Source organism: Thermogutta sp. (assembly GCF_014359955.1).
Classification (GTDB): Bacteria; Planctomycetota; Planctomycetia; order Pirellulales; family Thermoguttaceae; genus Thermogutta.
Window position 1 is genome coordinate 1 of record NZ_JACIYL010000134.1, and the last position, 7,835, is coordinate 7,835.

The 7,835-nt window shown below is 56.4% G+C and carries 4 protein-coding genes and 1 pseudogene; 3 read left to right on the forward strand and 2 right to left on the reverse strand.

Annotation, left to right across the window (positions count from 1 at the left end; genetic code table 11):
* Positions 1–3,944 (forward strand): hypothetical protein (locus H5U08_RS06110; protein WP_297031286.1); only part of this gene is annotated, 3,944 nt, incomplete at its 5' end.
* A gap of 103 nt (positions 3,945–4,047) precedes the next feature.
* Here H5U08_RS06110 and H5U08_RS06115 read toward each other — a convergent pair.
* Both H5U08_RS06115 and H5U08_RS06120 read right to left on the reverse strand, forming a co-directional pair.
* Positions 4,048–4,899 carry an RNA methyltransferase gene (locus tag H5U08_RS06115; protein WP_297031288.1) on the reverse strand — a complete coding sequence of 284 codons (852 nt, stop codon included), beginning with the start codon at positions 4,897–4,899 and terminating at the stop codon, positions 4,048–4,050.
* Positions 4,900–5,233: 334 nt separating this feature from the next.
* Positions 5,234–5,455, reverse strand: coding sequence for a hypothetical protein (locus tag H5U08_RS06120; protein WP_297031290.1), 222 nt, complete (start codon positions 5,453–5,455; stop codon positions 5,234–5,236).
* A 192-nt stretch (positions 5,456–5,647) separates the two neighbouring features.
* Here H5U08_RS06120 and H5U08_RS06125 point away from each other — a divergent pair, with 192 nt between their 5' ends.
* Positions 5,648–6,784, forward strand: coding sequence for a hypothetical protein (locus tag H5U08_RS06125; RefSeq protein WP_297031292.1), 1,137 nt, complete (start codon positions 5,648–5,650; stop codon positions 6,782–6,784).
* A 293-nt stretch (positions 6,785–7,077) separates the two neighbouring features.
* Positions 7,078–7,835: pseudogene (locus H5U08_RS06130) on the forward strand (glucose-6-phosphate isomerase); the annotation flags it as partial.

Consider the following 7,835-nt stretch of genomic DNA (forward strand, 5'->3'; position numbering starts at 1 on the left):
TCAACTTCTCGGATGGTGTCCGGGATCCCCAGTTTTTCCAGGCATGGAATGCGCTTTTTGTTTCCCTGGGTCTGACCGACTCAACAAACAGGGAAGCCGACACCCAAACACCGCGACTTGAGAAACTCCGGAAATACCTTGTGCACAGCGGTGAGGAACTCGCCCAACAGAACACCGCATTTTCCGACTTGACCCGAGCTCAATTTGTTCTCAACTTTCTTTTTGACACCGTCATCCCGGCGTACCGTGAGTTTCACCGGGACCTGTTGAGCCACTGGAGCGCCGATGACTACTGCCATCCCTTTTTGCTCGCGCGATTCTGCGAGGGGATTCTGGCAACCCTCGCCGGCACGGATGGCGAACCTGCGGTTTCTGAAACACTTGTCCAAGCCACCCTCAAGCAACTCAACGACTATCTGGGGTACCGGCCGATCGCTATTCTCGAAGGCGACCGTCGGTGCAAACCGTACGATCATGAGTACGTCTGCGCGGTCCCTCTCTGGGTGAAAGGAGCCGGAGCCGCTGCAGGGCGTTATCAGACGCTTCTCGAAATGGCTCTTAACATCCTGCGGGAAACCCCCGAAGAGTTGCGTCGTGCGGCCCTTTTCGATCTCGAACAACTCGAGGAAATCGTGCTCGATCCTCGCGGATATGATATGGATCACCCCGTCCAACAGCGGCCGAATTACCTCTACGGACTGTGGGATCCTCACAAGCTCAACAGGCGGGGATATTACTGTCGGTTCGTGCTCCACGACGCTCACATCGAGAGCGTTTTATCCCGTGTCGAAGAAGCAGACCCGGCAGATCGTGAGGAACGCCTGTTCGAAGCAGCGGCTGTTCTCGCCGGCACCACCCTGATGGCCTCCGGTATCTGCGGGGATCGGCCGGGCGGCATCCTCTCGACTATTCCAATCGACCGCTGGCTCCACGGCATCGCCAGACTTCGCGACCAGTTTTACACGGATTTGTTGAACCGCTGCAGTGGCCCAAGGCGGACCCGATTGGAGGAAGAAGCACGGCAGCTCCGACAGCCCTTCGGCGGAACCCGGCAGGCCCTCAACCAACGATTGTCAGCGTATCGATCCCAGGAATTATGTGCCGCTGCGTGGGCATACTGCTTTGCGCGAATGGGGGCGATCCAGGAAGCCCGCCGCTGGATGCACCGCATCCACTCAGGCGCCGCCCGCATCCGCTGTGAGATTCGATGTCAGCTCAGCGAATGCGAATGGCTTCTGCGCCGTGGGAGGATCAAGGAATCGGCCGCCCGGCTGACTGAGGCTGTCGATCTGCTTCACCGCGCGATCGCCTGTGGGGCAGTTATCGACCCCTGGTGCATTCTGGGATTTGGTGGCCTGTTTCCCATTTTCGAACACACCCGGGATTCGATTTACGACCACCGTGTCGATCAGTTGGTCGGCCTGATGAGGGAACTGTTCCAGCAGTTCGCGGCGCTGCGGCGGGAGGCGGCCGCTTCCGGCGATCTCGACCTGGATGCCCAGATCGCCCAACAGGCCGCAACGCTGGCGGAATGGTGGGACCAGTTCGGAACTACGGCCATCTCGGATATCAACAGTTTTATAGCACGGGAGGAATGTGAGGCCTCTGAGCAGGTGGCGGGCGTTCTCCACGACTGGCGACAGCAACCCAGCGAAGCTCACAATCTCGCATTCTGGCGCGAACATGCCGAATCGCTCCGATCGGCGATCAGCTACGGACTCCTCGTCGATACCCTCGTCCAGCACGGCGACCTGCGCGCTGCGATGGCCCTTTTGGTGCATTGGGCTTCCCGGGCACACGAAGTCGGACTGGGTAGCGGCGAGATCTCGTTCCAGGTCATCGTACTGCGATGGTTCCAGGCCTTTTGGAAACAGGAGAAGAACGCGCACCATCGATGGGATCAAACCCGCAAATTTTTGGACTTTCTCGAAGCAAATGCGGAAGACTTTTTTCGCGTTCCGAAACTCTCCGAACTGCTCGGACGGACCGAACGCCAGGCCGCTCCTTTCAGCGGAGAAGAAGAGCCCGACAGCGGAACGGAAGATCTCTTCGAGGCGGCTTACGAGGGTGTCGTATTCCGTGACAGCGCCGATGACGGTTATGAAGGATCGATCGTGGACGATGACATTCCCACCGACTTCGGCCTGGCTGCCGTCCACAACGAAATTTTTGATCGCTGCAATTTTCTCAGCGCCATAATGCTGATCCGTTTTGATTCACTCCTCGGAACCCTCTATCAACTCCCCGAGGACGAATTCACCAGGGAAACACTGATCAACTGGTATCGCCACAGCCATCGCGTCCAGCAGGATCTCCTTCAACTGGCTGAGGATTTGCGACGTTTTCCCGTACCACCTCCGGGCAACTCGCTGGACAGCATGATCGAATTTGAGCGCCGGAGAAACATCCGCGAAACACTTTTGGAGCGGGCTCTCCATGCGGCACTGGACATCGCAAACCTGAGATTTTTGATCAGGGCCGCCATGGGAGAGCGCTTCCCATCTGAACTGAGCGCCCGCGACGAATGGGAAGACGTTTATTCTGGTCTGCTGCGGTCTGTTCTTTTCTCACAATCTGAAGTCTTCGAGGAAACTCTGGAAAAAATCCCCGCCCTCGTCAGCGAAAGACCGGTCCTTTACCAGCCCATTACCCGCGGCGGTTCACCCAAAACTTACTTCGAAGCTCGGGTACTCCATCGTTCTCTCGGCCTGTTGGTTTACCTGGCATCTCGGGCAGGTTGGGTTCTGCCGGCGCTCAGTGTCGTCAGCTTCGTCAAGAGCGCCGAGCAATCCCAGGTGGAAAGTGGCGGAAAGGTCTCGGAGATCGAACGGCTGTTTGAGGCCCTTGCCGAGGGCATCATGGCGGCACTTGTTTCGGCACCTCAAAATCCCAAGATCTCCGCCGAAGAACACCGGCATCGCATTCTCGAAAACCTGATCACCGTCGGACAGGTGCTTGCTGATTTCTGGATGGCCCTGTCCCAGGAAATTTATCTTTCCACCCTGGAAACGACGCCATTTCAAAAACAATGGCGCGATCTCCGCAAGTTTATCATGGATTACGGCCAGGCCATTTTTACTCCCACATTTATGGCCCAGGCGAATTTGCGCGGTGTATTGACCACCGGGACACTGCGATGGCTGGAAGCGGCCATTGAATCCGATGAACCCCGGTTTCACAAGCTGGGCGACGACGTGCGATCAGGGGAACTCGCCCTGTCCAAGGCGGGCGAATACCTCCGTTTCATTATCGAGAGCATTTTGGAAAACTATGAAGACTATCTCGACTATAACAGCATGACTGTCCAGTCCGATTATGGACAGAATCTTTACATCCTTCTGGAATTCCTTAAAGTCAAGGCAGAATTTCTCCGCCGCCAGTGGATGCTCAAACCCTTTATCGTCGCCCACCGCGTCCTTCTCCTTCATGACCAATGGGAGCTGGCCGAAGCCTGGGAAAACGAACTGGCTACGCAGTTCCGCGGCTGGGATGAGGTCTTCCTCAAAAAATACGAACGGCTGCGGAAGATGCATGGGATTCATCTGGCCGGCTTGTACGAACTCTTGAAAGGCGGATGCCTGCGACCGCTTCAAGAGGCCCATGTCGCAGCGCTCGTCCGTCCTGCTATGCGGGAGCTTTCCACCGGCCAGCCTGGCCGTCACTTTGAACAATTCGCGCAGCGTGCGGAAAAATTGGGGTCGTTCCATATTCCATTCGGTTACCGACGACCGGACTGGATGGAAGACCTGGAACAGGCCATCGACCGGGCGGAAATCGATCTGGAAGTGCTCGAACGGCCGTGGGAATGGGCAAGGCCAGCCTGGCAGGCAGGGGCTTTTCCGGTCGCCCAGTCCGACGACATTGTGAAGCAGGTCACCGACTGGGGACGCGCCATCCGCCGCGGATTCCGCGTCCTCTTTTCCTTTCCGCGAGATGAAGAATGAATCCCTCTGGCCGCCAGGAAACATCACTTGAAATCCCGGCGGAGTAGAAACGCCCAACACCCTCCCAGCAGGACTCCGTCACACCGCCCGTCGCCGATCCCTTTTATTCGGACGCGGATTGGTGGCTTTGAACCTGCGATGATGCCCCCGAAACCATTCTCTGCCGCCGGGCTTCATAAAGAAGAATAGCTGCCGCTACGGAGACATTGAGGCTGTCCGCCCGTCCCAGCATTGGAATGCGGACAGATTTCACCCAATCCTGGCGCCACACGGGGCCCAGGCCTTCTGCCTCGCTGCCCAGAATAATGGCCGTAGGTCCCGTCAGGTCTTCTTGGAAGTAGTCAGCGGCCCCATCCACCCGAGCCGCCACACATCTCAGCCCATGCTGGCGCAAAAACTCCAGAACTTCAGCACCGCTGGCCGCCACAACGGGCAGGCAAAAGATGGTCCCCAAACTTGCCCGAATGGCAGCGGGATTATAGACGTCACACCGTAGATCGGCGGCCACAACCGCAGCAGCCCCAGCGCCGTCAGCCGTGCGGATCATCGCCCCAAGGTTCCCAGGTTTTTCGATCCCTTCCACAACGAGGACAAGGGGTGCTTCCGAACCATCCTTGAGCGTGAGGTCCTTTAGGGAGAATGTCGGACACCGAGCGATAGCGACCACTCCCTCCTCTCGCTCGCCATATGTGACTTTTTCGAAGAGGCGTTTGGGCGTCTCAAGGATCGTGACGTTCCGGCCAGCAAGCATCTCTACGAGTTGCTTCGCCTTTTCGGTAGCAACTGTGGGGCAGTAAAACACCTCTTCGACGACCACCCCGGCCTCGCAGGCCCGCTCGATTTCCCGTACACCGTCGATGATGATACGTCCCGTCTTGCGCCGTTCGTCCGATTTACGAAGGGCCATCGCTTCTTTGACGCGACGGTTTTGAAAACTCTCAATGCGCAGCCACATATGATTTGGCATCTTTATTCACACACTGATGTCCGAATTTAACAACAATCGACAGTATTTCGCATCCTACCATTTCCAGATGCGGCGCCAATTCCAAATACTCGAGTCCTTCGTTTATTAACAAGAGCTGTCAGTCTCCTTCGCAATCTTCGCCACACCCCTTCCACTGTATGAATTCCCATTCACAGGATGCAATCCCAACCACCTAGGGACGAAACGTCTTTGTGCCCTGCGGGCGAACCCTGGGAACTCTATGACACGGGAGCCGATCACTGGGAAAGCCTGCCGGTCGTATTCACACGTAGCGACGCTCAACGGTTGGCAAACCCACGGACTAATTTTCCCGCGACACCGATCCCCGCATTATGCAGAAAACCACATCGTTTCCGCGATCCGCCGGATTGAAATCTAAACACAGGAATTGTTCATCTCTATATTCGTCAGTGACGGCCGTGGGATAGGGCGTGTGCAGTGGAGACCGCACATTCCAATCCCGCAGCCACGCCGGTAATCTGTCCTCATCTTCCTGAAGCACCATACTCAGCACCGTGATCATTAGCACAGATCCGTGATCCTGATCCGGAACCCAGTCGCGATCGGCCGCTAAAAGGCGGGAAGATACGATGCAGCGATTTAGGCGATTCGTCGAGGCAATTGCGCGAAACTTCCCCGGGTTGACGAGTTGTTATAATAGGTCCCGAAACCAGTGTAGCAATTTCCCTGAAAACTTAAGTACAGGAAGACCGCCATGCCGAAGAAGACGATTTCCAGCCGTGCATTGCTGTTTACTGTTTGTGCAGGTTCCGCTCCAGAAGCCCGTTGTCAATCCCAACCTCTGTCCGTTGGGGTCTGGCGACGACTTATTTTGCTCGCTTTGATGGTTTTGTCAGCGAACGTTGCCCGCTTTGCCCTGGGCGAGCAGAAGCCCAGATACACCGTGACGGAAACCGACGACCGCATCACTGTGGTGACACCCCATCTGGAGCTGGCCATCCAAAAGAGAGGATACGTCAGCGGTATCGCCGCGCAGTCGTTTGTCGATCGGAAAACGGGATTCAGGGACGCCGGGTTCGGCCTGGATATCGTGGACTGGCTAATGGAGCCCGGTTCGGATGAGTCATACCGGAGTACGTTGCCGCCCGATCTGGTCTATCAATTTAATAATCTCTATCATGGTCAAATTCCCAAACGATCGATCGAAGGTCCACAGATCTGCACAAAAGCCAGAGAGCTTCATCCTCGGATCGTTCGCGGGAGGGACTTTGTTGCCATCCAGCAGGAATTCCGTTATTATCTCGCGGCACCAGGGAAAAAAGCGGGGTCTGTCTGGCGGCAGTGGATTGTCGTTCCCAGCGATACCCGGTACGTCTTTACAATGGACAGTGTCGAAATTGTCAATGATAGTCCTGCGTTATTTCTTCGCATAGATATGCCGGGGCACATCCGACACAAAAAAGGAGACACTTTCGACCTCATATATTTGAGTTATTTCGGTTTTATTCCTGCGAAAGAATTTTTTGAGGACTTTCCACCGGACGCTCGTTTCCGATACGTCCGCGGAGAGCAGCCGCTGCCTGATCGGTTCATTCGCGCCTACCGTCTGTGTGACCCCAAGACGGGCACCAAAGGGCCATGGTTGGCGGGAATGACCCTCGATCCCGCTATGGTGTACGACGCCTGGTGTCACCAGCGAGGCTACGTGTGCATGATTGAAGAGATTGGCGGTTATCCGATCAAGGCCGGCCAGACCTTCAGCGCCGCCTATATCATCGGATACTTCGACACGATCGGGGAAATGAATATGACCTACGACCAGTATGCCGGTGCCCGTGCGATTGAAGTGGACGAGTCCATCCCGCAGTGGCGTCTGATACCGGCCCGGTAGTGTTTTTCCTGTAGAGTGGTCGGGGAAGCCGCACCATTAGAACGGGGCAGAGTGCTCACAAATGCAGCGACCCGCCGAGCTTCGACCGCGCCCCCTACGTTTATTCGCAAAAATGAGCGAAAATGGTGGTTTCAGGCAATGGTTGTGCCGCATCGGCAGATTGTCAGCGCAGGACGCAGGGGTGTTGCCCGCCAATTGTCGAACAATCTGCTGTGCGTTGATTCGACGTGAATCTCAGCCGCTTCAACATAGCGGCATACCAATGACCGGGGAGTGATGGAAAGGATCCTCGTATGAAATTGCCGATCGAATACACCACGTCGCTGGTCGAAGTCTCGCGTCAGGCAACTGCCATCGAGAGGGAAACCGGTGTTTTGCAAGAGGACATCGCGTGGTTGTGGCCGAGGTTGCTCTCCTGCCGCGATCAGGTTCTTGCGGATGTCGAAAACAAGAAGAACGGCCGGCCGTCCCCGATTTTCCCGGAGCCTGTCGATTCACGGTTTTTCGACCTTCCAGAGGAGCTTCTGACGACATCGCACTCCGAACTCGACCGGATGGTGGAGGTCGCCCACAAATTCGGGCAGGAAAATGATTCCGTCGTGGTCCTGGGTATCGGTGGCTCTTACATGGGTGCGCGGGCCCTGTTCGAAGGATGCTGCCATCCCCACCACAATGAGCTTCCACGTGAACGACGCGGAGGCCATCCTCGACTGTACTTCGAGGGAAACAATTTGGATAACGACACGATGGCCGGGCTTATCGAACTGCTGGAAAATCGCCCGGATGAAAAATGGGGCATCGTCGTCATCAGCAAGAGCGGGTCCACGATCGAGACGGCTGTCGCTTTTCGGATATTCGTGGAGGCCCTCCGTGGTCACTGCCAAAAGAAGGGGCTATCCCTCGGAGAGCATATTCTTGTGGTAAGTCAGGAGGGGAGCAATCTGTGGCGATTATGTCAGTCGCTGGGCGTGCCGACGTCTCACATGTTCGCATTCCCCAATGACGTTGGGGGCCGGTTCTCCGTGCTCAGCGCGGTCGGGCTCATCCCCAG

Bases quoted from the DNA above. Each gene is read 5' to 3' on its own strand.
- H5U08_RS06115 (WP_297031288.1), bottom strand. From the start codon at position 4,899: ATGTGGCTGCGCATTGAGAGTTTTCAAAACCGTCGCGTCAAAGAAGCG.
- H5U08_RS06120 (WP_297031290.1), bottom strand. From the start codon at position 5,455: ATGATCACGGTGCTGAGTATGGTGCTTCAGGAAGATGAGGACAGATTA.
- H5U08_RS06125 (WP_297031292.1), top strand. From the start codon at position 5,648: ATGCCGAAGAAGACGATTTCCAGCCGTGCATTGCTGTTTACTGTTTGT.